Here is a 24,344-nt window from a genome sequence, read left to right as displayed (position 1 = left end):
GTAGGAGTGAGCCTGCTCGCGATAGCGGAGGGTCAGTCACTGTATCCGTCACTGATAGACCGCTATCGCGAGCAGGCTCACTCCTACAGTAAAGCGCTGGTGAATTCGATATGGCATAACGATAGACCGCATCGATATATGTGGTTATAAGAAAAATCGCTATGCTGCGGGCCAGATTTTTCCTGTCGTTTTTCTGGACGGTTTAATGGAATTGGCAAATTTCGGCCTGGTGATTGCCGGGCTGGTAGTGGGGTTTATCGTCGGCATGACCGGTGTCGGCGGTGGTTCGTTGATGACGCCGATCCTGCTGTGGTTCGGCATCAACCCGGCAACGGCGGTGGGCACTGACCTGCTGTACGCCGCCATTACCAAATCCAGTGGCGTCCTCGTTCACCGCAAGAACAAGAACATCGACTGGGCCATCACCGGTTGGCTGACCCTCGGCAGCGTGCCTGCGGTGGCCATGACTCTGTGGTTCCTCAGCACCCTGCACACCGCGCCGGACGCGATGAACGCCATCATCAAACAGGCGCTGGGTTTCGTCCTGTTCGCCACGGCGCTGGCGATCTTCTTCAAGAAACGCTTGCTCGACTTCGCCCACAAACGCGCTGGCGGCAACTACAACCCGAGCGGTTCGCGGTTGAACGTGATGACCGTGATCACTGGTCTGATCCTCGGCACCATGGTTGCCCTGACCTCGATCGGTGCGGGCGCCCTCGGCACCGTTGCGCTGTTTATCCTCTATCCGCTGCTGCCGACCCGCCGTCTGGTCGGCACTGAAATCGCTCACGCCGTGCCGCTGACCCTCGTTGCAGGCCTTGGCCACGCGAGCATGGGCAATATGGATTGGGGTGTGCTGGGCTTCTTGCTGGTCGGCTCGCTGCCAGGCATCTGGCTCGGCAGCCACCTGACCGGACGCATTTCCGATGAAGTGCTGCGCCCGTGCCTGGCGACGATGCTGGTGCTGATCGGTTACAAACTGGCGTTCTGATCCGGCCATGAGTGAAACCACTGTCCACTGCGAAGGCCGTCTCGCGATCACCGTCTCACCGCGTGAGATGCGCATGAGCCATTGGCTGTACGCGCCGCGGGTGGTCGATTTGCAGCACCAGCGAGTGCTGCTGGATCTGAGCGAGAGCCTGTGGGATTTGCTCGGTACCGCTGACGAGACGGGCAATGGCATCGAGTTGGTGTTGCGCAAATACCCGGGCGATCGGTCGTCGGTGAGGTTGAGTGTTGAACTCGACAGCGGTGAGCTCAAGCTCGGTGGACAACCTGTCGATCCTTCAGAATTGCTCTCCGTGCTCGATTCAGCGCTGGAGTGAGGCGGCACAGCTTGCGGCGCGCCGCCTCACCACGGGTTAACGCTCAATGACGTATTTCATCACCGTCACCGGCAAATCGTCGTAGACCAGCTCTTCAACCACTTCCCAACCCAGTCGCGCATACAGCGACTGCGACGTGTCGGTATACAGATACAACTCGGGCACGCCCAGCGCCGCCGCTTCTGCAACCACTCGATTGACCAGTTGCGAAGCAATCCCGCGACCGCGCTCCTCAGCCTTCACATAAACGCCTGCCAGCCACGGCGTCAGGTTCGGGCGCAGCTTCAGATCACTTTCGATCAGCAGCGCACCGCCCAGCAGTCGCGAACCCTCTAGCGCTACCACGACACTCGGCACGGCACGTTTGCCGCAGGACTCGCGCATGTGTTCGATACGGTCCTCGACGGTTTGTCCGGGACGAAACTCGCCCCACTCCTCGAAGTTGAGCGTGGCCAGTTCTTCGATCAATTCGGGGTGATCGCACAGGTAATCGATGTGCATGCGGGTGAACTCCATTTCATGGGCAGAACTGCCACCCTAATGCGGTCATAAAAGGTAATCAAATCCGCGTTGCGATCACCTCGGATATGTTGCGCAATGTCGCGCCTGTCCTAAGCTTCTGACTAGGCGGAAGATATTTGCCGGGTTGTCCCGGAACAATCGCCACGATGCGCAATCATTAGAGCGTGGATATCAAAAGGAGATGCGCATGCTCATCAGGTCATTGACCCTGACACTCTTGCTGGCGATTGCCGGCCCCTTGTTCGCCGCTGACAACGATTCGCCCATCGCCGGGGACATGGGCCGCGCCCGACCGCTGATCGTGATCGCACAAAGCACTGTCGACCCCGTGTGGGTAGCCCTGAAAAAGTCGCTGGAGGATCCCGCCAACAAAAAGGGCGTCACCGACCGCAACATTAAGGTCTACACCATCCTCAACATGTCCGGTCAACTCGACGGCAAGGACATGGGCCAGCAAGACACCATGGCGCTGCTGCGCTCGCTGAAACTGGGCGCTGGGGCCTATCCGAAAGTGTTCCTGGTGGGCAAGGACGGCGAGACCAAACTCTCGGCTTCTGGGGATGAGGCGAAAGCGGTGGATTTGAAGAAGATCTTCGACACCATCGATGCCATGCCGATGGCCGAGAAAGAAGCGGCCGCTGCGGCTCAAGCGCCGGTTGCTGCTACGCCGGAACCTGCAAAAGGCGCGAAGAACGCCAAACCGACCAAGCCTGCGAAACCAGCCAAGCCGCCGGAAATGCCGGATGATTGATCGGTTGTTGTAGAGACGATTTCACGTCAAAGGGGCGAGAGGATTCAATCTTCTCGCCCCTTTTCTGTTTCTGCATGCTGCGACGCAAAGCCCTTCAACCTCGTCGGATTTTTCCTGCAAGTCGCGGCGGCGGTGGTGAACTGGTGGGCTTGGGTGAGGAGGGGTAGTCTTCTTTGGCCGCTGCAAAACACAGTGGTCGGATGTGGAAGTCCGGTGATTCCCGAGAGCGCATTGCGCCTGTAAACACATGTTGGTGGTTTTTATGCCAACATTGTTTGATTATGGCAGCGATGCGCAGGAGCACTCTCGAGTGCACCGGGTTCCTCGGGTTTCCCCGGACTTCCACCCCTGCGCAAAGCTGCCACCCTCTCGTGGAAGTGAGTTCGGCAGTTTTTTCTTTGAATGTCCCGAGGATTTACTAATGAAAAAACATACTCCAAGTCCTCCCGAATCCCCCATGGATTCAGGATCCTTCGACGCCAACAACCCCCGCTTGCGCAACCCCCGTCACCCCGATCCCATCAGCCATCTCTTCACCATCCTCCCCGATATCGATACCCCGACGCTGCTCTGCCACGCTTGCGAAACCCTCGCCTCACTCAATGTCCTGACCACAGACCTTGCCGCTGAACTGCAAGGTTCAGCGCGCAGTCTCGCCCTGTCGATTCAGCAGTTGGCGGTGCTCGGCGAGTTGCTGGTCAACCGTGCGCTGGACAATCTCGATCCGCCGCCAGCGACGCAACACTGAACAGGGAGGTTCATACATGGCTCGATACATTCCAATTACCGGGATCGACTGCAAGATTCCCAGTCTGTTGATCGACAGCGAAGCACCTGCGGATGTGCTGCACGGCACAGCGGCCTACCGTTTGCGCTGTGTGACGCAATTGATGGAGACCCTGGCGCTGGGGGATGGCAAGGGACATGACACCTTGCTGCTGCAGGATTTCGCCCGGGTGATGGCGATTCCGTTGCGGGACAGTTGCGACTTAATGGATGTCATCGGCTGGAAGTTGCAGGCGCAGCTTTAAAGACAAAAGATCGCAGCCTGCGGCAGCTCCTACATTGACCGAGTGAAAACCCGATCCTGTAGGAGCTGCCGCAGGCTGCGATCTTTTGATTTTCAGTCAGTGACAGCGCTGAGGATTTTGTGGGCGATCTTCACCCGCTCAGGAATCGGAAAGTTCTTGTTGGCCATGATCACGATGCCAACGTTCTTGCTCGGCACAAACGCTACATACGTGCCGAAGCCACCTGTCGAGCCGGTCTTGTTGATCAGCACGTCATCCGGTTGCGGTCGCGGCGGATTCAGCCACTGCACCTTGTGTGCTTCCATGGCCATTTCCGTCGAGTTGCCGGCCAGCAAACGCTCGAGGCTGAGCGGGTAGCGGTACATTTCCCAACCCAGGCCTTGGGTCATGTCGCCAACGGTGTAGTAACCAGTGTGGGTGTTGGCGATGGTTTTTTGCAGTACCGCTTCCAGCGTTTCAGGTTTCAGGTTGGCCTGAACGTAACGCAGCATGTCCACCGCGCTGGTTTTCACGCCATAGGCCTGCGAGTCAAGCGCACCGGGCGTGACGCGCACCGGTTTGCCGTTCTTGTCATAGCCCTGTGCATACAGCTCCATTTGCGCGGCAGGCACGCTGAGGTAGGTGTGCTGCAAACCGAGTTTCGGCAGCAGGGTTTGCGTCATTGCCTGATCAAACGGCTGGCCGAGGCTTTTCGCCGCCAGATAACCGAACAAACCCAAACTCGGGTTGGAGTACTGGCGATGGCTGCCTGCCGGATGAACCGGTTTCCACTGTTGGAAATAGCCGAGCATCTTGTCAGACGAATCCGCGTTGTCCGGGAATTGCAGCGGCAAACCACCGGCGCTGTAGGTGCCCAGTTGCAACACACTGATGTTGTCAAAAGCGCTGCCTTTCAGATCAGGCCAGAGCTGACTGGCCTTGGTCGACAGGTCGAGTTTGCCAGTCGCTTGGGCGTAACCGGCGAGGGTGGCGGTGAAGGTTTTGCTCACCGAGCCGATTTCAAACAGGGTGTTTTCGCTGACTTTTTGCGCGGTGTCTTTACTGGCGACGCCGTAGTTAAAGTAATGCACCTTGCCGTTGACGGTCAGCGCTACGGTGAGGCCGGGAATGTTCTGCTGCTGCATCACGGGCGTTACCGCGTCGTTGACCAATGCTTGCAGCTGCGCAGCATCGGGCGCAGCGGCGAAACAGGATGTGGCGCCGAAAAACAGGCCGAAAGCGGCGCAAGGAATGACTTTGCTCGATTGAATGGATGACATGGGTGAACCACTCTCCATGAGTGTTGATGACGTTATCCCGCTACACTGCGGGCGATTTCTTCGTTGGGCGACTGATCAGCGCCGCCAATTTAGTCAGCGCGACGCTAATCGACAAACGATGAAAACTCGCACGAGCCATTAGAAAAATTTGGGACTGGGCATGATTCGACCGCAATTGCCGCTCAACGCACTGCGCGCCTTTGAAGCCTCCGCACGTCATTTGAGTTTCACCCGCGCGGCCGTGGAGCTGTGCGTCACCCAGGCTGCTGTCAGCCATCAGGTCAAAAGCCTGGAAGCGCAACTCAACGTCACCCTGTTCAAACGCCTGCCCCGTGGGCTGATGCTGACCAGTGAAGGCGAAACTTTGCTGCCCGTGCTGAGCACCTCGTTCGATCACATCGCGCAGATTCTCGAACGCCTTGCCGGTGGACAGTACCGCGAAATGTTGACGGTCGGCGCGGTCGGTACCTTCGCCGTGGGTTGGCTGTTGCCGAGGCTGGCGGACTTCCGGGCGAAACATCCGCTCATAGATTTGCGGCTGTCGACCAACAACAACCGCGTGGATGTCGCGGCGGAAGGGCTGGATTACGCGATCCGCTTTGGCGCCGGGGCGTGGCATGGCATCGAAGCGACGCGTTTGCTCGAGGCGCCGCTGTCGGTGTTGTGCGTGCCGGAGATCGCCCGGCAATTGCATTCGCCGGGAGATTTGTTGCAGCAAACACTGCTGCGTTCCTATCGCACCGATGAATGGCCGGAATGGTTTCAGGCTGCCGGGTTGGCGACGCAGGCAGCACCGCCGCAGAGCATCGTGTTTGATTCATCGCTGGCGATGATGGAAGCGGCTTTGCAGGGTAGCGGGGTGGCGCTGGCGCCACCGCTGATGTTCGCCCGGCAACTGGCGGCGGAGGCGATTTGTCAGCCGTTTGCGATTGAGATTACGACGGGGAGTTACTGGTTGACGCGGTTGCAGTCGCGGCCGGAAACGGCGGCGATGAGTGCGTTCAAAACCTGGCTGCTGCAAATCTCTGGTTAACGCAAAACCCTTGTAGGAGTGAGCCTGCTCGCGATAGCGGTGTGTCAGTTGATATCAATTTTGACTGACACACCGCTATCGCGAGCAGGCTCACTCCTACAGGGACCGTGGTGGATTGGAGATCAGGTTCAGCGCACCAGACACGGCCGCTTGTTATCGAACTTCCACCCCGGAATCAAAAACTGCATCGCGACGCTGTCATCCCGCGCGCCGAGGCCCATGCCTTTATAGAGTTCATGAGCCTTGGCCACCTGGTCCATGTCCAGTTCGACACCCAGCCCCGGTTTCTTCGGCACTTGCACCAGACCGTCGACAATTTGCAGCGGCGCCTTGGTCAAACGCTGGCCGTCCTGCCAGATCCAGTGGGTGTCGATCGCGGTGATCTCGCCCGGCGCAGCAGCGGCGACATGGGTGAACATCGCCAGCGAAATGTCGAAGTGGTTGTTGGAATGCGAACCCCAGGTCAGGCCCCATTCATGGCACATCTGCGCCACGCGCACCGAACCCTGCATGGTCCAGAAGTGCGGGTCGGCCAGTGGAATGTCCACCGACTGCAACTGGATCGCATGACCCATTTCACGCCAGTCAGTGGCGATCATGTTAGTGGCGGTTTTCAGCCCTGTAGCGCGGCGAAATTCGGCCATCACTTCACGGCCCGAATAACCGTTTTCCGCACCGCACGGGTCTTCGGCGTAGGCGAGTACATGATGCTGATCGCGGCACAAACGAATAGCTTCTTTGAGTGACCACGCACCGTTCGGATCAAGGGTGATGCGCGCCTCGGGAAAACGTTCGGCCAGCGCTGTCACCGCTTCGATTTCGGCATCGCCGCTGAGCACGCCGCCCTTGAGTTTGAAGTCCTTGAAACCGTACTTGGCATGGGCCGCTTCGGCGAGGCGCACCACGGCCTCGGCAGTCATGGCCTTCTCGTGACGCACGCGGAACCAGTCGTTGTCGGCGTCCGGTTCGCTGCGATAGGCGAGATCGGTTTCGCGCTGATCACCAACGTAGAACAGATAACCGAGCATCTTCACTTCATCGCGTTGCTGACCTTCGCCGAGCAATGCCGCCACCGGTACATCGAGATGCTGACCGAGCAAATCGAGCAGCGCGGCTTCGAGACCGGTGACCGCGTGGATGGTGATGCGCAGGTCAAAAGTCTGCAGACCACGACCGCCGGCATCGCGGTCGGCGAAAGTCTGGCGCACTTGATTGAGGATCTTCTGCCAAGTGCCAATCGGGCTGCCGACCACCAGGCTGCGCGCGTCCTCCAGGGTCTGGCGAATACGCTCGCCACCGGGCACTTCACCGACGCCGGTGTGGCCGGCGTTGTCTTTGAGAATGACGATATTGCGGGTGAAAAACGGCCCGTGGGCGCCGCTCAGATTGAGCAGCATGCCGTCGTGGCCGGCCACGGGGATGACTTGCATTTCGGTGATGATCGGGGCTTTGGCGGTGTCGTGTGCAGTCATGTTCTTATCCTTAATACGCAATCTTAAAAATGGACGTCAGGCGTGTTTCGGCGCGGTCTCGACCACGGCGATGTCGGCAGCAGGTTTCGGCGTGGTGCGTGCGAAGAAGACAATGATCGCGGCAATGATCGAGGTCGCGGCCAGACCATAGAGGCCGCCCTGGATCGAGCCGGTGTGTTCTTCGAGCAGGCCGAACGTGGTCGGCGCGACGAAGCCGCCAAGGTTGCCCACCGAGTTGATCAACGCGATCACCGCCGCGGCGATGCGTGCATCCAGATAGGCCTGCGGAATCGGCCAGAACAGCGACGACGCGGATTTGAAGCCCAGCGCCGCAAAGCAGATCGCAACGAAGGCGAAGATCGGCCCGCCGGTGGTGGACATGAACATCCCCGCTGCGGCGATCAACAGGGCGGTGGCGACCCACGCCTGCTGGTGTTTCCACTTGGCCGAGAACGAAGCGAAGGCGTACATGCCGATGATCGACAACAACCACGGAATCGAGTTGAACAGGCCGACCTGGAAGTCGCTCATCTCGCCCATTTTCTTGATGATGCTCGGCAGCCAGAAGGTTGCCGCGTAGATGGTCAACTGAATGAAGAAGTAGATCAGGCAGAACAGGATGATCTGGCGGTCCTTGAGCAGTTTGCCCATGGATGGCCGGATCGGCGTCGCGGCTTCGCGGGCTTTTTGTTCAGCGTCGATGGCGTTGACCAATGCGTCCTGTTCGGCGCGGCTCAGCCATTTCGCATCGTGAGGTTTGGCGTCGAGCCAGAACCAGACGAAGACGCACAGGCACACCGAGAACATCCCTTCAATGAAGTACATCCATTGCCAGCCGTGCATGCCCAGCCCGTTGATCTGCAGGAGCAGGCCGGACAACGGGCCGGAGATCAACGAGGCCACGGCGGAGCCGCTGAGGAAAATCGCAATCGCCTTGCCGCGTTCGGCGCCGGGCAGCCAACGGGTGAAGTAGTAGATCACCCCGGGAAAGAACCCGGCCTCGGCCACGCCGAGCAAAAAGCGCAATACGTAGAAGTGGGTTTCGTTCTGGATGAACGCCATGCCGGCGGCAACCAGGCCCCAGGTGAACATGATGCGGGTCAGCCAGATGCGTGCGCCGACTTTCTGCAAAAGCATGTTGGAGGGGACTTCAAACAGCGCGTAACCGATGAAGAACAACCCGGCGCCGAAGCCGTAAGCGGCGGCACCAATACCGAGGTCGTGTTCCATGTGGGTGCGGACGAAACCGATGTTCACCCGATCAATGTAATTGACGATGAACATGATCACGAAGAGCGGCAGGACGTGGCGTTTCACTTTCGAGATGGCCGACGCGAGTGTCGAATCGACGCCCTCGTTCATCCCGGAGACGGAGGTTTTCACTTGGTTTTCTCCCACTGATTATTTTTATGCGGGGTAGGGCAGGTGCTGCGTTGTTGCTAGACATCATACAACTGAGAATTTTTGTCCTACAAGTGGGGAAGGCCGATTAATTTTCTCTGGAAAGCCGGTTTTTTATGCTTTTTTACACGGATGTTCAATGATTGCTGGGTGTTATGGCTTTTGAGAAGTGAAGGCTTCCTACGGTTGTGCGGCTCTGTTCGTCTGGGAAGTATCAAATCATTTCGATTAATTTGAGTGTTGTCATACAAGTTGGTCCGCTAAAATCAATCTTGTAAGCCCCACGCGCGATGCTACGATCGGCAAGCCCCGATCACCGGAACCAACCATGCAAGAAGACTTCGACGCTCCCGCTCGCAAACGTGCGCACAACCTCGCCCATGATCTGGTGGAGAAACTCACCCAGAGCATCCTGCTCGGCCAGCTGTCACCCGGCGACAAGCTGCCCTCGGAGAACGCCATCGTTCAGGAACATGGCGTCAGCCGCACGGTGGTGCGCGAGGCGATTTCCAAATTGCAGGCTTCGGGGCTGGTCGAGACGCGCCACGGCATCGGCACGTTTGTCATCGAGCGCGCGGCGGAGCAGGGCTTGCGCCTTAACGTCGACACGGCGCTCGGCGTGCGCAGCATTCTTGAATTGCGTCTGGGCCTGGAAACACAAGCGGCGGCGCTCGCGGCGCAGCGGCGCACGGAGCCGCAATTGCTGCAAATGCGTCAGGCGCTGGATGACTATCAACGGCTGCTCGACAACAACGACAGCTGTGTCGAGGCCGATCGGCGCTTTCATCTGCTGATCGCGGAGGCCACCGGCAACGTCTGCTTCAGCGAGATCATGCAACACCTGGGCAGTGCGATGATTCCGCGTAACCGGCTCAATGCTGCTGAACGTGGCGCGGCGGATTTGAGCAAACTCGGGCAACTGGCCCATCTGGAGCATGAGGCGATTCTGAATGCGATCAAACGTCAGGATGCGGATGCCGCGCGGGCAGCCATGTGGTTGCACCTGACCAACAGCCGCGACCGTTTTTCCGCGCAAGGTTGAACGCCGTCGGTCTGTTCGATAGCACGCCGCCCGCGGGCCTGATTCCAAGTTGTACGGCCCGGGTATTCCGGACCTCCTTGGTGAGGTGTGTCATGGCTAATGATTTGCTGTTTCAGGGTGGTGTGCTGCCAACCGATCCAACCCGGCCGATGCCGGGTACCGATGAACCGACCCTGGCCGATCACGATTCACCGATGGGCATGCCCCCAGGGCGTGATCCGTTGAGCGATGCTGATCGGCCCGAAGACTGGAAGGATCCGGCGGCGGATGACGATGTACCGCCGGCGGATGAGCCGACGCCGTTGTCGGATGATCGGCGCTGATCGGCGATTGCCTTGATTAATGTGTTGTCTGGGCTGGCCTCATCGTTGGCAAGCCAGCTCCCACAGGTTATGCGGATGTACCTGAAAACTATGTTCACCATAGAACCCTGTGCGAGCTGGCTTGCCAGCGATGTCGGCATTTGCCTCAACAACAATCATTGATCAGATCGCTGCCCGAACACCCCCAACCCGCCGCTCCAGATTCAACGCCAACACACTGATCAACACCACCACCGACCCCACCAGCATCAGCAACGTCGGCCGCTCCGCCAACCCGACCGACGCAATCCCCATCGCCGTTGGCGGAATCAGATACAACGTCATCGTCGCCCGGCTCAAATCCACATGCTGGAGCACAAACCCCCACGCCAGATAGGCCAGCGCACTGGGAAACACGCCCAATGCCAACACCGCCCACTGCACCCGCAGCGGCGCATTCAGCAAGGCTTGACCCAGCCCGGGCAGATAAATCAGCAGCATCAACGTCCCCGACCACACCGCGTAACACGCCAGACTGAAGCCGTCGTAACGCCGCGCATGATGCTTTTGCAGGGCGAAGTAAACGCTCCATGAAACGGCCGCCAGCAGGATCAGCAGGGCATGCGCATCGATATCGCCCAGACCCTTATCGCCGCTGACCACAATCACCACACCGACAAAGCCGAGCAACACACAACCCCAGCGCCAGGCGCTGACCTGATCTTTGAACACGAATCGCGCCAGCAACGTGCTGAACAACGGGCTCGATTGCGCCAACACGCTGGAAGCGCCGGCACTGACACTTTGCTGGCCGATGTTCAGTGCGACGTGATGCAGGCTGACGGCGAAAAAACCCAGGGCGAACAACAGCGGCACATCGCGCCAGTGCGGCAGGCGCATGCCTTTGAAAACGGCGATCAACGCCATGAACAACGACGCCAACAGAAAGCGCAGCAATGCCAGATGCCCGGGGTCGTAGGCTTGCAGACCGATGTGAATGCCGGTCGGCGAATACGCCCAGCAGCCAACGACAAAGGCCATCGCCAAGAGGATTTTCCACGGGGAAGGGTGCGGCATGATCGGGCGCTCGGTGGTGTCGATGCGCCGAGTATCCGGGCCGCCAATCATTCGCCACAACTGACTTATACTGCGTCAAATGTTCACTCAGAGTGATGAATATGGAGCTGGCGCAAATCCGTATGTTCAAGACCGTGGCCGAGGTCGGCAGCATCGCGCGGGCGGCGGAAAAGCTGTTTTGCGTGCCCTCGAACATCACCGCGCGGATCAAGGCACTCGAGGCCGAGTTGGGCGTTGCGTTGTTTCTGCGTGAGGGGCGCGGGTTGCGCATCAGCCCGGCGGGGCAGACGTTTCTCGCCTATGCGGAAAAGATTCTGGCGCTGACCGTTGAAGCGAAACGTGCAGTGGACCCCTCGGCCGAGCCGTCCGGGCCCTTGCGCATCGGTGCGATCGAGTCCTCGGCGACCGGGCGCTTGCCGCGCTTGTTGGCGAAGTTTCACCAGCGCTATCCGCAGGTGGCGCTGGAACTCACCACGGGCACTTGGGGGCAGTTGCTCGATGACACCGTCAGCCATCGTCTCGACGGGGCGATTGTCGCGGTGGATGTCGAACGTTCACAGCTCAGGCGCACGCCGATGTATCGCGAAGAATTGCTGTTGATCGCGTCGACCTCGTTCGGGCCAGTGCGCGGCATCGAAGACCTGCAGGACAAAACCGTGTTCATGTGGCCGCAGGGTTGTCCGTATCGGGCGGCGCTGGAGCATTGGTTGTTGCGTCAGGGGCTGTCGCTGCCGATCGTCAGTCTCGCCAGTTATGGCGCGATTGTCGGTTGTGTAAGTGCCGGGGCGGGGGTGGCGTTGGTGCCCAAGGGCGTGTTTGAGCAGTACGCGAAAGGGGCTGGGTGTGTGGGGTATGAGTTTGCTGAGCTGACGGCCGTCGACAACCTGTTTTACTGGCATGAAAACGCCGGGGTGCATCCGGCGCGGGAGGCGTTTGTGGCGATGTTGCGGGAGGAGTTTAGTGTGTAGGAAGCGCCGACCCTCACCCCAGCCCTCTCCCAAAGGGAGAGGGGGCCGACCGAGTTGTCATGCGCTATACGCCGACCTGAAACACCGTGTTGAATATAGATTCAACCGAGTCCAGTGTGCTTGATCAGAAAAGTCGATTATGGATTCGGCGCAGCACGTTCAGGTCGATGAACCTCTCCAACATCCCCCAATCAGTCCCCTCTCCCTCTGGGAGAGGGCTAGGGTGAGGGGCCTTTTCAGGCAACACCGATATCCCGCATCAACAACCCAAACCGCAAATCCACCGCCTCCGGAATCGGCACAAAAACCGTGTGCCCATCCCCCGGCGCCACCTCGATCGCCTCACCCTTAACACTCTGCAACTCACGCAGATCAAAATGAAAATTGCCCGCGGGTGTCATCAATTCCAGATGATCACCAAGACCAAAACGATTCTTCACCTTGACCTCGGCCAGCCCCTCACGCCGCTCCCCTGTCAGCTCACCCACAAACTGCTGACGCTCCGACACCGAGCTGCCATTTTGATAGTTCTGGTACTCGTCATGCACATGCCGACGCAGAAAACCCTCGGTGTAGCCACGCTGCGCCAGCGACTCCAAGTCCGTCATCAGGCTGCGATCAAACTCACGCCCGGCCACCGCATCATCAATCGCCCGGCGATACACCTGCGTGGTGCGTGCGCAATAGAAGTGCGATTTGGTCCGGCCTTCAATCTTCAATGAATGCACGCCCATGCGCGTCAGGCGCTCGACGTGCTGCACTGCGCGCAGGTCCTTGGCGTTCATGATGTAGGTGCCGTGCTCGTCTTCGAATGCCGGCATCAATTCATCGGGGCGGTTGGCTTCCTGTAGCAGGAACACCTGATCGGTAGGAGCGCCGAGGCCCAGGGTCGGCTCGGGCTGGAAGGTCTGGACGATGTCGCCGAGTTGATTTTCCGTGGCCGCTTGCGCCGAGTATTTCCAGCGACAGGCGTTGGTGCAGGTGCCCTGATTGGCATCGCGTTTGTTCAGGTAACCCGACAGCAGGCAGCGCCCGGAGTAGGCCATGCACAGTGCGCCATGAACGAACACTTCCAGTTCCATGCCCGGCACTTGTTCGCGAATTTCGCCGATTTCTTCCAGCGACAATTCCCGCGACAGGATGATCCGGCTCAAACCCTGTTGTTGCCAGAACTCGACGCTCGCCCAGTTCACCGTATTGGCCTGCACCGAGAGGTGGATCGGCATCTGCGGGAAATGCCGGCGCACCAGCATGATCAGGCCCGGGTCAGACATGATCAGCGCATCCGGCGCCATCTCGATCACCGGCGCCAGATCCTTGAGGAAGGTCTTCAACTTGGCGTTGTGCGGCGCGATGTTGACGACGACATAGAAGCGCTTGCCCTGCGCCTGGGCTTCGCGAATGCCCAGTGCCAGATTGGCGTGATCGAATTCATTGTTGCGCACCCGCAGGCTGTAGCGCGGTTGGCCGGCGTAGACCGCATCGGCACCATAGGCGAATGCGTAGCGCATGTTTTTCAGGGTGCCGGCGGGGGCGAGCAGTTCGGGGGTGGCGAGGGTCGGCGTCATGGCGGTGTCGGTCGTAAAAGCGCGGCAGGGTAGAACGGGTACCAATCGCGAGCATTGATCTGGATCTAGGTTTTGGCAGTTTCTGTTTGTGCAGAAACAGCACAAATCATGTGCCGGTTTCACTGTGTTCGACGGTCTGGCGGCTGCTTAAGCTTTGTTCATCACTTAACTGAACAGAGGCACTCGCCATGCAACGTTTTACCCGTCGTTTCCTCAGCGCCTGTGCATTTTCCGGTGTGTTGGCCAGCACCGGTGCACTGGCAGACAACCATCCGACCATTCGCGCAATGTCCGGGGCCACACCGGTCAGCCAGTTACCGGCCGGCAAGTCCGCCTTGTTGGTGATCGATTTTCAAAACGAATACTTCACCGGCAGGATGCCGATTCCGGACGGTGCCGCTGCGTTGGCGAAAACCCGTGAGTTGATCACGTTTGCCGACAGCCACAAGATCCCCGTGTACCACGTTCAACATATCGCCCCGGCAGGCTCGGCGGTGTTTGCCATCGATGGCGAAACCGTGAAATTTCACCCGGACATGCAGCCACGCGCGAAGGATGCGGTGCTGCAAAAGACCACGGTCAGCGTGTTCGGCAGCACCGATCTGAACGAGCGGCTGAAGCAATCCGGCATCAACACGGTCATCGTCGCGGGCCTGATGACCCACGCTTGCGTCGCCGGTGCCGCGCGGGACGCGGCGCCACTCGGTTACAGCGTGATCGTCGCCTCCGACGCCTCGGCGACCCGTGCGATCACCCGCGTTAATGGCACATCCATCGACAAGGATGCCTTGCACAAAGCCGCACTGGCGGAAGTCGAGGACACCTTCGGCGATGTGCTGAGCACGGCTGAAATCGTCAAGTTGCCGGTTCGTTAATCGGCTTGCGCTGATCCGCAACTATGCTCCATGAATAAAGATGGCACTCGTGCAGGCCCCGGTTGACTAAGCATCGGGGCGTGCATGACGCCTGACTGACATGGATCGGACATGAACGAAAAAAGCCTTCAATTCAAATCCCTCACCGTGCTGCTGTTGCTGGTCACGGTGGCGTTTATCTGGATCCTCCTGCCGTTCTACGGCGCGGTGTTCTGGGCGGTGATTCTCGGCATTGTGTTTGCGCCGATGCAGCGCCGGCTGCAGGCGAAATTCGGCTGGCAGCGCAACCTGACGTCCCTGTGTACCTTGGCGGTCTGCCTGGTGATCGCGATTCTGCCGGTGATCATCCTCAGTGTGCTGCTGGTGCAGGAAGGCGCAGCGGTCTACAAGAGCATCGAAAGCGGCGAGCTGGACATCGCCGCGTATCTGGCGCAATTCAAGCACAGTCTGCCGCCGTACTTTCAGCACTTGCTCGACCGCTTCGGCATGGGCGAACTCAATGGCCTGCGCGAGAAAATCGTCAAATCGGCGATGCAGGGCAGTCAGGTGCTGGCCACTCAAGCGTTCAGTTTTGGCCAAGGTACGTTCGAGTTCGTGGTGAGTTTCTTCATCATGCTGTATCTGCTGTTTTTCTTTCTGCGTGACGGCGCCGAACTGGCGCGCAAGGTGCGCACTGCCGTGCCACTGGAGGAAGGCCACAAGCGGCGCTTGCAGTTGAAGTTCAACCGCGTGGTACGCGCGACGGTGAAGGGCAATCTCGTAGTCGCGGTGACTCAAGGCGCGCTGGGCGGAGCGATTTTCTGGTTTCTCGATATCCCCAGCGCCTTGCTGTGGGCGGTCTTGATGGGGTTTTTGTCGTTGCTGCCAGCAGTGGGCGCGGGGATTGTGTGGGCGCCGGTGGCGGTGTATTTCCTGCTCAGCGGGATGATCTGGCAGGGCGTGGTGCTGGGCTTGTTTGGGGTGTTTGTGATCGGGTTGGTGGACAACGTGATGCGACCGATTCTGGTGGGCAAGGACACCAAAATGCCCGATTACATGATTCTGATCTCGACTCTGGGTGGCCTTGCGGTATTCGGCCTGAATGGTTTTGTGATCGGCCCGCTGATCGCGGCGTTGTTCATGTCGAGCTGGGCGCTGTTCGCCGAAACCAAGCCTAAGGTGCAACTGCCTTAAGCGTGAAACGGCTCGCTGACGATCTTCTGCGACAGTGCCTGCGCAGCGGGCAGCGAAGTGAGCGGGCCGCTGATCGCTTCACCGTCGCGCATCAGATACCAGCAGGCAAGCAGGCCCGAGGCTCTGAGCGAGGCGGGAACGGCGCTGCCGATAACGGACATGATTTGAACCTGAGCCATGACGGGTATCTCCATCTATCAATGGAGCTACCTTAATGAGTCGTCGCTTCTACGGACAATCAACGCTTTCGATAGTGGTCATTGATGCCGTTGAGGGCTGGCTCAATCGACCACTTGATCGAGCATGTGCATGACTTCGCGTTCGTTGAGCAAACCTTTGTGCACGAGGTTTTCCGCCAGCAGCGAAAGGAACTTGGCGCAGCGATGGCCTTCCAGGTGCTTGAGTTCTGTCAGCGCGCCGTACACCTTGCTTGAGGTGCACAGGCCGACGATGCGGTGCGGGTTTTGTGTTGGCATACAGTCGTCCTTGTTGTTATCAACTTGTTGTTTACGGACGGATTCAGATTGCGGTTCCGTCATGACAAACGAGTGACCGTTTTGCGTAAATGTACATAACGGTCACTCAATCATGCCGACTTTAGCCGGTGAAACTGTCCTCACAGCGACCTTGGCGAGATTTTTTCAGACGCTGGCCGACCAACGGTCATAAAAAAGCCCCGCTATAAAAGCGGGGCTTTCGTGTTTCGGTTACCAGCGTGGGCCACCGTAGTAGCCATGTGGCCGGCCGTAATAACCGCGAGGCGGGCCGTAGTAGACGGGGGCCTGTTGGATGTACACCGGTTGTTGCACGTACACCGGCGCCGGCTGGTAGTAAACCGGTGGTGGCGGCTGCTGCACGTAGACCGGTTGTGGCTGAACATAAACAGGCTGTTGTTGCACGTATACCGGCCGATCCTGGTTGATCAGTGCCGAGCCGATGATGGCCGAGCCGACGATCGCGCCAAACACCGCAGGGCCTTGCCAGCCGTGGCCACCACCGGCTTCTGCCTGACCTGTGACAGCGAGTGCGCCAATCAGCAAGGCCAGAATGGGGAGTTTACGAATCATGATAAGTCCTCGGTTCTTCGACCCGGCGGCAGGGCCTGCACCAGGCCCACAGTTGTCGCGGGGATACTTCTAAGACAGCGAAATTCTGAAAATCAGCACAGCCGCTGGGTAAATTTTGTGTAAGGTCTGTACCGGCTTCTTTACCGGGCCGTGCGAGGGGCAAAGAACCCGTTTAAAACAGGCCTCAATGATCGTTCAGAAGCCGATGGGCTGGCTAATCCCGTTTATCCGAAAGTGCGTTTGAAGGAGAAGTTTCATGCAGATGAACCCGAACAAAGACACCCAGCTGTGCATGTCCCTGTCCGGACGCCCAGGCAATTTCGGTCTGCGTTTTCATAACCATTTGTATGAGCAGTTGGGCCTGAATTTCTATTACAAGGCGTTCAGCAGCCAGGATTTGACGGGTGCCGTGGGCGGCATTCGCGCTTTGGGCATTCGCGGTTGCGGCGTGTCGATGCCGTTCAAGGAAGCGTGCATTGCGCTGGTCGATGAGTTGGATGCGTCGGCGGCAGCGATCCAGTCGATCAACACCATCGTCAATACCGACGGCCATCTGAAGGCTTACAACACCGATTACATTGCTGTCGCGCAGTTGCTGGAAACCCACGCGGTACCCAAGGATTCGACCTTCGCCCTGCGAGGCAGCGGCGGCATGGCCAAAGCGGTGGCCAGCGCCTTGCGTGATGGCGGTTATAAAAACGGTTTGATCGTCGCCCGCAATGAGCGTGCCGGGCGTGCCTTGGCGGATTCGCTGGGTTATCGCTGGCAGGCGGAACTGGGCGAGGAGCGTCCGCAGATGCTGATCAATGTGACGCCGGTGGGTATGGACGGCGGGCCGGAGGCGGGGCAACTGGCGTTTGAGCCTGAGGCGATCAAGGCTGCGGATACGGTGTTTGATGTGGTGGCGATCCCGTCGGAGACACCGTTGATCGTGCGCGCTCGATCCGATGGCAAAAAGGTAATTACCGGGCTTGAGGTGATTGCGATTCAGGCGCTGGAGCAGTTTGTGCTGTACACCGGCGTGCGCCCGACTGAAGAGCAATTTGCGGCGGCGGTGGCGTTTGCCCGGAGCTGATTCTCATAATTATGCAGTGAGTTAACTGGCCTCATCGCTGGCAAGCCAGCTCCCACAAGGTATGGGAGCTGCTCACAGATTTGTGTTCCAACCCGAAACCTGTGGGAGCTGGCTTGCCAGCGATGAATTCACCTCGGTTTATCCTGCTGCCTATACTGCCTCCCCAGCAAGCCCAGACTTGCCCACCACAAAAACCGTGACCGAGGCTCCCATGCATCCGCCCATCCTCAACCTGCATCAGGTCGAACTCGAACCCCTGCCCGAAGCCCTGGCCCCGGAAGGCGAAACCGCCGGGCGCTATCAGCAGCGCATGGCGCGGATTGGCCAGCAACTGGGTTCGCAGAAACTCGGTTATCGCCTGTACGCCTTGCCTCCGGGCATGCGCGGCAGTCCGTTTCACAGTCATCGGGTCAACGAAGAGATGTTCTACGTGGTGGCCGGGGAGGGCGAGGTGCGTCTTGGTACGGAGCGTTTTCCGATCCGCGAAGGCGATGTGATCGCTTGCCCGCCGGGCGGCCCGGAGAAGGCGCATCAGATCATCAATACCAGTCAGGCCGAACTGCGTTATCTGGCGGTGAGTACCCAGCAACAGCCGGAAATCTGCGAGTACCCGGATTCGAACAAGTATGCGGTGATGGATAACTTCAACATCGATGCCGAGGGCAATGCCTCAGGTTTTGTGGCTGTGGCACGGCAGGCGGAGGGTGTGGATTACTGGGATGGCGAGTAATGCGCAGATCCCTGTAGGAGTGAGCCTGCTCGCGATAGCGGTGTGTCATTAACGGTAATTTGACTGACACACCGCTATCGCGGGCAGGCTCACTCCTACATTGATTTTGTGTGGCTATTCGAGGCGGGCCAGACGCTCTTCCAGCGCGGCAATCCGCGCTTCCAGCTCTTCAATACGCTCAACCGAAACGCCACTGCTGGTACTGCGATCCGACGGGTTCTGCCGTGCCGCCATGATCGCCTCGCTATCCGCCGGATCACCCAGAGCATGGGTGTAGCGATCTTCGCGCTGCCCGGCCTGACGTGGAATCAGTACCGCCAGCCCCCGCGCAATCAAACGCTCAAGTTGATGCACCACCTGCTCGGTGTCTTCAAATTCATGCATGCGCCCACTGCGGGTCAGCAGTTCATTGACGGTTTGCGGGCCGCGCAGAAACATCAAACCGCTCAGAATCACTTGCGCCGGCACCAGCTCCAGCGCCTTGTCGACCTTGTGCTCCCAGCGGTCGGCACGACTGCCCATTACCAGTTTGGCGAAACCACGACCTTCCAGTGCGCGCAGGCTCTGGCCGACCTGGCCCGGAGTCAGGTTCATCACCGGTTCGCGGCTGGTTTTCTGATTACACGCCGTGACCAGTGCATTCAGGGTCAGCGGATAGGTTTCCGGACTGGTGGCTTGTTTCTCGATCAACGAGCCGAGGATGCGAATCTCCGTGGCATTGAGCCGTGGCTCGTCGAAGGTGGATTCTGGTTCTGTGGTCATCGCGCGTTCCCTCTGCAGTCGAAGGCGCCTAGCCTAATCCTTGCCAAACAAAAGGCAAGCCGTGTGGTCATCAAGCATGGCTATAATCGCCTCCTTGTTCCACCCAGCCACCACACGAGACTGCCATGACCATTTCCCTGTACGCCGCATCTGTCCCGGTTTTTCAACAAATGCTCAACGCTTTGAGCGATGTGCTGAAAAAGGCTGAAGCCCACGCCACCGAGAAAAACATCGACCCGAACGCGTTCCTGCAGGCCCGTCTGTTCCCGGACATGTTCCCGTTGACCCGCCAGGTACAGATCGCCGTGGACTTCGCCAAAGGCGTTTCCTCGCGTCTGGCTGAAGTTGAAGTGCCGAAGTACGACGATACCGAAACCACCTTCGCCGAGCTGCAAGCTCTGATTGCCAAGGTGCTGGCCTACATCGGCGAGATCAAGCCAGAGCAGATTGATGGCAAGGAAGGCATTGAAATCGTCACTCGTCCGGGCACGCCGAAAGAAAAGCGCTTCAGCGGTCAGGCTTATTTGCTGACTTACGGTCTGCCGCAATTCTTCTTCCACGTCACCACCACTTATGCGCTGCTGCGTCATAACGGCGTTGAAGTGGGCAAGCGTGATTACATGGGCGCGTTCTAAAAAGTCAAAAGCCCCTCATCGGAACGCCGCCCGCCTAGCCCTCTCCCAGAGGGAGAGGGGACTGACGGTGTTGTTTGTTCGAGTTACACCGACCTGAACTATCAAGTCGAACTCAGATCTTGAACAACAATCGGTCTGCCCCCTTTCCCCCTCGCCCCCTTGGGGGGAGAGGGTTGGGGTGAGGGGGAAAAGATCTCAGCCACAAAAAAGCCCGCCAAGGTTCACACCATGGCGGGCTTTTCATTACAGCGAATATCAAGCCGTACGCTGGGCCTTTTCTTCTTCACCCAGGCACGCCGCTGCGGTAAACAGCACGTCAGTCGACGAGTTCAGCGCCGTCTCCGCCGAGTCCTGCAACACGCCAATAATGAAACCGACCGCCACCACCTGCATGGCAATCTCACTCGGAATGCCAAACAGGCTGCACGCCAACGGAATCAACAGCAACGAACCACCCGCCACACCCGACGCGCCACACGCGCAAATCGCGGCGACAACGCTGAGCAGAATCGCCGTCGGAATGTCCACGGCAATACCCAATGTGTGCACGGCCGCCAGCGTCAACACGGTAATGGTAATCGCCGCACCGGCCATATTGATGGTCGCGCCCAGCGGGATCGACACCGAATAGGTGTCTTCATGCAGGCCCAGACGCTTGCTCAATTCCAGATTGACCGGAATATTCGCCGCCGAGCTGCGGGTGAAAAATGCAGTGATACCGCTTTCACGCAGGCACTTGAGGGTCAGCGGATACGGGTTGCGACGTAGTTTCCAGAACACGATCAGCGGGTTCATCACCAGCGCCACGAACAGCATGCAGCCGAGCAGCACGGCCAGCAGGTGCGCGTAACCGATCAGCGCGCCGAAGCCGGACGTAGCCAGCGTCGAAGCCACCAGACCGAAAATGCCCAGCGGCGCGAAGCGAATCACCACTCGCACGATCAAGGTCACGCCGTTGGACAGATCACCCAGCACTTCGCGGGTGGTGTCGCCGGCATGGCGGATCGCGATGCCCATGCCGATCGCCCAGGCCAGAATGCCGATGAAGTTGGCGTTCATCAGCGCGCTGACCGGGTTGTCGACCACGCTCAACAGCAGGCTCTGCAGCACTTCGCCGATACCGCCCGGCGCCGTCACCGAAACGTTGTCGGTCGACAACACCAGGTGCGACGGGAACGCCATGCTCGCGACCACTGCCACAACTGCTGCCGCGAAGGTGCCCAGCAAATAGAGGAACAGGATCGGGCGGATATGGGTTTCCTGGCCGTGCTTGTGGTTGGCAATCGAGGCCATTACCAGCACGAACACCAGAATCGGTGCGACGGCTTTCAACGCCGATACGAATACTTTACCTATGAACGCCGTGCCTTTCGCCGCTTCCGGGGCGAACAGCGCCAGGGCGATACCGGCGATCAGGCCAATGAGGATCTGCGTGACCAAGCTGAGGTTCTTGAGGCGTTGCAATAGAGAAGGGGATGAAGCGGTCATAGCGGCATCTCTGATTTTTTATAGGGTGCAAGGTTGCGTAAAGCGATGGCAAAACAGGGGCAGACCACCGCCACGAACCGAAAGTGTTGACGCGACATCAACGCCAATAAGCCGGTCGTTGAACAGGCCGTACATTTTTCAGGGCGCGGACTTTATCACAGCGTAGGCCTTATCCTTCAGGCATGTGACGATCTGCCACCGGATCAGGCAACAAAGTCGGCAGGTTTGTGCAAGTCAGCCCGGACACACTCTGTTAGGATTGCGCATCCTTATTTTCAAACTCTGCCAGCGGGCCTCCGGGTCAACGCTGGTGTCGTCGTTTTGCTGGAGTTGCGCATGCTGTTGCCCATTCTTCTGTTGTCCGCCGCCGGCTTCACGGTGCTGACCACGGAATTCGTCATCGTCGGCCTGTTGCCGGCGATTGCCCGAGACCTCGAAGTCACCATCCCGCAGGCCGGGTTGCTGGTGACTTTGTTCGCCTTCACGGTGGCGATGTTCGGGCCTTTCCTGACCGCGTATTTCGCCCGCTTCGAGCGGCGCAAGCTGTTTATCAGCATCCTGATCATGTTTGGTCTGGCCAATACCGTGGCGGCGCTGGCGCCGAATATCTGGGTGATGGCGATTGCCCGGTTGATCCCGGCGCTCGGTCTGCCGGTGTTCTGGGCCTTGGCCAGTGAGACTGCCGTGGACATCGTCGGTCCGGATTTCGCCGGTCGCGCGATTGCCAAGATCGGTTTTGGCATTGTCTGCGCCACGGTGTTCGGCATTCCAGTCGGCACGCTGATTTCCGATGCGTTCGGCTGGCGCAGTGCCTTTGGGATTTTGGCGGTGATAGCTTTTGCCAAAGCCTTGTTGCTGTTTGTTTATCTGCCGAAAACCAGTCTGCACCAGCACCAGGTCAGCTTCCGCTCGCAATTCAAAATCCTGCGCAGTCCGCTGATGATCGGCCATATCCTGCTGTCGATTCTGGTGTTCAGCGGCATGTTTACCGCTTACACGTATCTGGCCGACATTCTTGAGCGCCTCGCCGGGTTCAACGGCACTGTGGTCGGTTGGTGCCTGATGGCCTTCGGTGCAGTCGGGTTGATTGGTAACTCGCTGGGCGGTCGTGCGGTGGATAAGCATCCGCTGGGGGCGTCGGTGTTGTTCTGTGCGTTCATGATTGCCGGCATGGTCTCGCTCGTGCCGAACATTCATTCGCCGCTGGGCTTGGCGGTGGCGATGGGGATCTGGGGCGTAACCCAGGCTGCGTTGTTCCTGGTCAGCCACGTGCGCCTGATGAAAGCGGCGCCAGAAGCGCCGGCCTTTGCCGCCTCGTTGAACATCGCCGGGGCCAATCTGGGGATCGGCCTGGGCGCCATCGTCGGTGGTCGGGTCATCGACAGCGCGGGTCTGGGCTTCCTTGGCTTTGCCGCCGCCGGGTTCATTTTGCTGTCGGTGTTCCTCGCCATGGTGCTGATGACGCTCAAGCCGCGCGAAATGTGCGCCGAGGCCTCATAACGCGGTAAACAGCTCGCGTCGGGCACCTTCGGTAATCGCAACGATGCCGGGGTGCTTGACCTTGCGTTCCACCGAAATGGCGTAGAACGACTCGGTCACCGCGTCGGTCTGGCCAATCAGCTCGACGCCATACTGGCGCTTCACCTCATCGGCAATCACGCTTGGGCCGATAAAAATCCCGCTGCCGGATTGGCCGAAGGCCTGCATCAAGGCACTGTCATCGAATTCGCCGACAATTTGCGGCTGGATCTGCTGCTCGGCAAACCAGCGCTGCAAGCGGCTGCGCACCACGGTTTCCGGCCCGGGAATCAACAGTGGTGCACCGTGCAGACTGCGTGGGAAATCCTGGCCGTATTTGGCTGCCAGTTCCGGGGTGGCGAAAAAACTGATCCCGCACTCACCGAGCTTTTGGCTATAGCCCTTGATGTCGAGGTGCGAGGGCATCGGGCTGTCGGAAATCACCAGGTCCAGACGCTGGATGGCCAGATCGGCGAGCAAACGTTCGAGCTTGTCTTCGCGGCAGGTGATGCGCAGTGGTTCGTTCAGCTCCATGGTCGGTGCGATCAGGCGATAGACGATGGATTTCGGCACCACGTCAGCCACGCCGACGCGGAACAGGATCTGCTGTTCGTTGGGTTGTGCGCGCAGCATCAGTTCCAGCTCGCCACCCAGCTGAAACATTTGCTCGGCGTAGGGCAGGGCTTGGCGTCCGGCTTCGGTCAATTCGAGTTGCCGGCCGACCCGTCTGAATAACTCGATGCCATACGTCTGTTCGAGCAGTGAAATTTGCCCGCTGATGGTTTGTGGGGTCAGGTTCAGTTGCTCGCAGGCGCGCACGATGCTGCCGGTCTTGGCTACGACCCAGAAGTAATGCAGTTGTCGATAATTGAGCATGGCGTTCTACAGTTCGTGAAAACCGAAGTATAGCCGCTAAAAATACGAATTTTCCTGAAGTGTTCATCTCCCTAGAATGCCCAGCCATCGACGGCTGGTCTGTGACCCTGTCTGTTCATTCGAAGGAAGCCTCATGAAATACACCATCCCAGCATTGATGTTTACGTCTTTACTGCTTCTGGCCGGTTGCGATCAGGCCGAGAAAAGCGCTCAGCAACTGATGGGCAAGGCTGCCGAAAGCGCCAAGCAAGCGATCGACGACACCCACAAAGCCGCCGAGCAAGCACTCAGCGATGCCACCGGCGGGCTGATCGAGAAGAAAGAAACACCGGAAAAAGATGCGGAAAAATCCGAATCTTCCTCCAAGACCATCTAATTCGTCTTACACAGAGTC

At 58.9% G+C, this 24,344-nt stretch carries 28 protein-coding genes; 16 read left to right on the top strand and 12 right to left on the bottom strand.

Going from position 1 to position 24,344, the window contains the following annotated elements; translation table 11 throughout:
• The first annotated feature begins 205 nt into the window (after positions 1-205).
• Together ACM6JQ_RS12070 and ACM6JQ_RS12065 are read left to right on the top strand one after the other, a co-directional pair.
• Positions 206-991 carry a sulfite exporter TauE/SafE family protein gene (locus ACM6JQ_RS12070; protein WP_034154648.1) on the top strand — a complete coding sequence of 262 codons (786 nt, stop codon included), beginning with the start codon at positions 206-208 and terminating at the stop codon, positions 989-991.
• Between the two features lie 7 nt (positions 992-998).
• A complete protein-coding gene (locus tag ACM6JQ_RS12065) occupies positions 999-1,325 on the top strand; it encodes a hypothetical protein (protein WP_095114545.1) in 327 nt (108 codons plus the stop codon).
• A 36-nt stretch (positions 1,326-1,361) separates the two neighbouring features.
• On the opposite strand, the gene ACM6JQ_RS12060 is transcribed toward ACM6JQ_RS12065, so the two are convergent.
• Entirely contained in the window at positions 1,362-1,826 is a 465-nt protein-coding gene (locus ACM6JQ_RS12060; protein ID WP_007918671.1) for a GNAT family N-acetyltransferase, read from the bottom strand.
• A gap of 208 nt (positions 1,827-2,034) precedes the next feature.
• On the opposite strand from ACM6JQ_RS12060, the gene ACM6JQ_RS12055 reads away from it, so the two are divergent.
• From ACM6JQ_RS12055 to ACM6JQ_RS12045, 3 genes are all read left to right on the top strand, one after another.
• Entirely contained in the window at positions 2,035-2,598 is a 564-nt protein-coding gene (locus tag ACM6JQ_RS12055) for a DUF4174 domain-containing protein (RefSeq protein WP_095114544.1), read from the top strand.
• 421 nt (positions 2,599-3,019) lie between these two features.
• Complete coding sequence (locus tag ACM6JQ_RS12050; RefSeq protein ID WP_414893871.1) at positions 3,020-3,346, top strand: DUF6124 family protein; 327 nt, start codon at positions 3,020-3,022, stop codon at positions 3,344-3,346.
• A gap of 16 nt (positions 3,347-3,362) precedes the next feature.
• Positions 3,363-3,629, top strand: coding sequence for a hypothetical protein (locus ACM6JQ_RS12045; RefSeq protein WP_414893870.1), 267 nt, complete (start codon positions 3,363-3,365; stop codon positions 3,627-3,629).
• A gap of 92 nt (positions 3,630-3,721) precedes the next feature.
• On the opposite strand, the gene ampC is transcribed toward ACM6JQ_RS12045, so the two are convergent.
• Positions 3,722-4,888 carry a class C beta-lactamase gene (gene ampC / locus ACM6JQ_RS12040; protein ID WP_414893868.1) on the bottom strand — a complete coding sequence of 389 codons (1,167 nt, stop codon included), beginning with the start codon at positions 4,886-4,888 and terminating at the stop codon, positions 3,722-3,724.
• A gap of 160 nt (positions 4,889-5,048) precedes the next feature.
• On the opposite strand from ampC, the gene ACM6JQ_RS12035 reads away from it, so the two are divergent.
• Positions 5,049-5,921 (top strand): LysR family transcriptional regulator, encoded by an 873-nt coding sequence (locus ACM6JQ_RS12035; protein ID WP_414893867.1) that lies wholly within the window; start codon positions 5,049-5,051, stop codon positions 5,919-5,921.
• A gap of 128 nt (positions 5,922-6,049) precedes the next feature.
• On the opposite strand, the gene gudD is transcribed toward ACM6JQ_RS12035, so the two are convergent.
• Positions 6,050-7,393, bottom strand: coding sequence for a glucarate dehydratase (gene gudD / locus ACM6JQ_RS12030; RefSeq protein WP_414893866.1), 1,344 nt, complete (start codon positions 7,391-7,393; stop codon positions 6,050-6,052).
• A 36-nt stretch (positions 7,394-7,429) separates the two neighbouring features.
• A complete protein-coding gene (locus ACM6JQ_RS12025; protein WP_007917375.1) occupies positions 7,430-8,776 on the bottom strand; it encodes an MFS transporter in 1,347 nt (448 codons plus the stop codon).
• Positions 8,777-9,122: 346 nt separating this feature from the next.
• Here ACM6JQ_RS12025 and ACM6JQ_RS12020 point away from each other — a divergent pair, with 346 nt between their 5' ends.
• On the top strand, positions 9,123-9,836 hold the full coding sequence (locus tag ACM6JQ_RS12020; RefSeq protein ID WP_095114539.1) for a FadR/GntR family transcriptional regulator: 714 nt from the start codon (positions 9,123-9,125) through the stop codon (positions 9,834-9,836).
• Between the two features lie 92 nt (positions 9,837-9,928).
• Complete coding sequence (locus ACM6JQ_RS12015) at positions 9,929-10,159, top strand: hypothetical protein (protein WP_123376943.1); 231 nt, start codon at positions 9,929-9,931, stop codon at positions 10,157-10,159.
• Positions 10,160-10,321: 162 nt separating this feature from the next.
• Here the strand turns inward: ACM6JQ_RS12015 and ACM6JQ_RS12010 are convergent, their stop codons facing one another.
• On the bottom strand, positions 10,322-11,215 hold the full coding sequence (locus ACM6JQ_RS12010; protein ID WP_414893864.1) for a DMT family transporter: 894 nt from the start codon (positions 11,213-11,215) through the stop codon (positions 10,322-10,324).
• 101 nt (positions 11,216-11,316) lie between these two features.
• On the opposite strand from ACM6JQ_RS12010, the gene ACM6JQ_RS12005 reads away from it, so the two are divergent.
• Entirely contained in the window at positions 11,317-12,183 is an 867-nt protein-coding gene (locus ACM6JQ_RS12005; RefSeq protein ID WP_007917367.1) for a LysR family transcriptional regulator, read from the top strand.
• A gap of 236 nt (positions 12,184-12,419) precedes the next feature.
• On the opposite strand, the gene yegQ is transcribed toward ACM6JQ_RS12005, so the two are convergent.
• Positions 12,420-13,751: a tRNA 5-hydroxyuridine modification protein YegQ gene (gene yegQ, locus ACM6JQ_RS12000; RefSeq protein ID WP_414893863.1), complete on the bottom strand. Its 1,332-nt coding sequence runs from the start codon at positions 13,749-13,751 to the stop codon at positions 12,420-12,422.
• A 188-nt stretch (positions 13,752-13,939) separates the two neighbouring features.
• Here yegQ and ACM6JQ_RS11995 point away from each other — a divergent pair, with 188 nt between their 5' ends.
• Entirely contained in the window at positions 13,940-14,626 is a 687-nt protein-coding gene (locus ACM6JQ_RS11995) for a cysteine hydrolase family protein (RefSeq protein WP_414893862.1), read from the top strand.
• Between the two features lie 111 nt (positions 14,627-14,737).
• Positions 14,738-15,799 carry an AI-2E family transporter gene (locus ACM6JQ_RS11990; protein WP_007917361.1) on the top strand — a complete coding sequence of 354 codons (1,062 nt, stop codon included), beginning with the start codon at positions 14,738-14,740 and terminating at the stop codon, positions 15,797-15,799.
• Here ACM6JQ_RS11990 and ACM6JQ_RS11985 read toward each other — a convergent pair.
• The 3 genes from ACM6JQ_RS11985 to ACM6JQ_RS11975 all read right to left on the bottom strand — a co-directional run bounded on the left by ACM6JQ_RS11985 (position 15,796) and on the right by ACM6JQ_RS11975 (position 16,866).
• Positions 15,796-15,978, bottom strand: a complete 183-nt coding sequence (locus ACM6JQ_RS11985; RefSeq protein ID WP_007917359.1) for a hypothetical protein — start codon at positions 15,976-15,978, stop codon at positions 15,796-15,798. The genes ACM6JQ_RS11990 and ACM6JQ_RS11985 overlap by 4 nt on opposite strands.
• 102 nt (positions 15,979-16,080) lie before the next feature.
• Positions 16,081-16,275 (bottom strand): hypothetical protein, encoded by a 195-nt coding sequence (locus tag ACM6JQ_RS11980; RefSeq protein ID WP_007917358.1) that lies wholly within the window; start codon positions 16,273-16,275, stop codon positions 16,081-16,083.
• A gap of 231 nt (positions 16,276-16,506) precedes the next feature.
• On the bottom strand, positions 16,507-16,866 hold the full coding sequence (locus tag ACM6JQ_RS11975) for a hypothetical protein (RefSeq protein ID WP_007917357.1): 360 nt from the start codon (positions 16,864-16,866) through the stop codon (positions 16,507-16,509).
• A 256-nt stretch (positions 16,867-17,122) separates the two neighbouring features.
• On the opposite strand from ACM6JQ_RS11975, the gene ACM6JQ_RS11970 reads away from it, so the two are divergent.
• Complete coding sequence (locus ACM6JQ_RS11970; protein ID WP_095114520.1) at positions 17,123-17,941, top strand: shikimate 5-dehydrogenase; 819 nt, start codon at positions 17,123-17,125, stop codon at positions 17,939-17,941.
• Between the two features lie 211 nt (positions 17,942-18,152).
• A complete protein-coding gene (locus ACM6JQ_RS11965) occupies positions 18,153-18,671 on the top strand; it encodes a cupin domain-containing protein (RefSeq protein WP_414893861.1) in 519 nt (172 codons plus the stop codon).
• 114 nt (positions 18,672-18,785) lie between these two features.
• Here ACM6JQ_RS11965 and ACM6JQ_RS11960 read toward each other — a convergent pair whose 3' ends face one another.
• Entirely contained in the window at positions 18,786-19,433 is a 648-nt protein-coding gene (locus ACM6JQ_RS11960; RefSeq protein WP_123376246.1) for a YceH family protein, read from the bottom strand.
• A gap of 125 nt (positions 19,434-19,558) precedes the next feature.
• Here ACM6JQ_RS11960 and ACM6JQ_RS11955 point away from each other — a divergent pair, with 125 nt between their 5' ends.
• Positions 19,559-20,068: a DUF1993 family protein gene (locus tag ACM6JQ_RS11955; RefSeq protein ID WP_007917351.1), complete on the top strand. Its 510-nt coding sequence runs from the start codon at positions 19,559-19,561 to the stop codon at positions 20,066-20,068.
• Between the two features lie 255 nt (positions 20,069-20,323).
• Here ACM6JQ_RS11955 and sstT read toward each other — a convergent pair whose 3' ends face one another.
• Positions 20,324-21,556 carry a serine/threonine transporter SstT gene (gene sstT / locus ACM6JQ_RS11950; RefSeq protein ID WP_007917349.1) on the bottom strand — a complete coding sequence of 411 codons (1,233 nt, stop codon included), beginning with the start codon at positions 21,554-21,556 and terminating at the stop codon, positions 20,324-20,326.
• Positions 21,557-21,892: 336 nt separating this feature from the next.
• On the opposite strand from sstT, the gene ACM6JQ_RS11945 reads away from it, so the two are divergent.
• The gene (locus tag ACM6JQ_RS11945; RefSeq protein WP_095114519.1) at positions 21,893-23,056 is read left to right on the top strand and encodes an MFS transporter; all 1,164 of its coding nucleotides are present in this window, start codon (positions 21,893-21,895) and stop codon (positions 23,054-23,056) included.
• Here ACM6JQ_RS11945 and nhaR read toward each other — a convergent pair.
• On the bottom strand, positions 23,051-23,950 hold the full coding sequence (gene nhaR / locus ACM6JQ_RS11940) for a transcriptional activator NhaR (protein WP_007917345.1): 900 nt from the start codon (positions 23,948-23,950) through the stop codon (positions 23,051-23,053). The genes ACM6JQ_RS11945 and nhaR overlap by 6 nt on opposite strands.
• Positions 23,951-24,083: 133 nt before the next feature.
• Here nhaR and ACM6JQ_RS11935 point away from each other — a divergent pair, with 133 nt between their 5' ends.
• Positions 24,084-24,326: a hypothetical protein gene (locus ACM6JQ_RS11935; RefSeq protein ID WP_007917343.1), complete on the top strand. Its 243-nt coding sequence runs from the start codon at positions 24,084-24,086 to the stop codon at positions 24,324-24,326.
• Positions 24,327-24,344: the final 18 nt, after the last annotated feature.

It is taken from the genome of Pseudomonas sp. IT-232MI5 (assembly GCF_949767845.1).
Classification (GTDB): Bacteria; Pseudomonadota; Gammaproteobacteria; order Pseudomonadales; family Pseudomonadaceae; genus Aquipseudomonas.
Note: the sequence above shows the minus strand (reverse complement) of the source record. Positions and strands in the feature narration are given on the sequence as shown.